The organism is Kineococcus halophytocola, from assembly GCF_041276425.1.
In the GTDB taxonomy this organism is placed as follows: domain Bacteria; phylum Actinomycetota; class Actinomycetes; order Actinomycetales; family Kineococcaceae; genus Kineococcus; species Kineococcus halophytocola.
In genome coordinates, this window is sequence record NZ_JBGFTU010000062.1 from 1 (window position 1) to 1,112 (window position 1,112).

Genomic DNA, 1,112 nt, shown 5'->3' on the forward strand with positions numbered 1-1,112 from the left:
GGTCAGACGGTGCGGGTGGTGGGGTCCCAGTCCTGCGGCAGCAGCTCCGCCGGGGTCACGGTGCTGGACACCGGCACGAACTGCCCGGTCTGGGCGGACTCGATGATCGAGACCATCGCATCGACCACGTGGTGGGCCAACGCCCCCTGCACCCGGTGCGCCCGCCCGGCCCGGATCGCCCGGGCCATCTCCAGCACCCCCGTCCCGCGCGTGGAGACCGCCGTGGTCGAGGCGATCGTCTCCCAGTCCTGCTCCCGGGAGGTACCGGCCCGGCGGATGCGCACCTGCCCGTCGAAGGTGTTCGGGTCCGGCAACGCCAACGTCGCCTCGGTCCCGGTGATCTCCACGAACCCGTGCCGGGGCAGGGGGGAGTCGAAGCTGAACACGCTGCTGGACGAGGCGCCCCCGGCGAAACGGGCCAGCGCGGCCACGTGCGTGGGCACCCCCACCTCGAACACCTCCCCGGCCCTGGGCCCAGAGCCGATGGTGCGGTGGGTGCGGGCGGTGCCGCTGAGGGCGGCGACCTGGCTGATCGGGCCGAAGGCCTGCACCAGGGTGGTCAGGTAGTAGGGGCCGACGTCGAACAACGGCCCGGCTCCGGGGGCGAACAAGAACGCGGGGTTGGGGTGCCAGGACTCCGGGCCCGGGGACTGCATGAGCGTCAACGCGCTCAGCGGGGTGCCGATGTCTCCCCGGTGCAGCACCGCCAGGGCGGCCTGCAGTCCTGCGCCCAGGAAGGTGTCCGGGGCACAGCCCAGCCGGACCCCGGCGGTGGTGGCGGCGGCCAGCAGGTGCTGCCCGCCCTCGCGGTCCAGGGCCACGGGTTTTTCCGACCAGACGTGCTTGCCGGCGGCGATGGCGGCCAGGGAGACCTCCACGTGGGCGGCGGGGATGGTCAGGTTGATGACGATCTCGACGTCGTCGTGGTCCAGGACGGCCGCGATCCCGCCGTGGGTGCTGATGCCGTGTTCGGTGGCGCGGGCGGCGGCGGCGGCGGGGACCAGGTCGCCGATGGCGTGGACGTGGACGTCGGGGAAGGAGGTGAGGTTGTCCAGGTAGGTGCCGGAGATGACGCCGGCGCCGATGATCCCGATCCCCACCGGCCCGGTGCG

The 1,112-nt window shown here is 73.4% G+C and carries 1 protein-coding gene; it reads right to left on the reverse strand.

Translation table 11 applies throughout. The features are described from left to right. Positions 1 to 2: 2 nt before the first annotated feature. Positions 3 to 1,112, reverse strand: a 1,110-nt coding sequence (locus AB2L27_RS20155) for a Gfo/Idh/MocA family protein (protein ID WP_370443277.1), incomplete at its 5' end; no start/stop codon positions are given.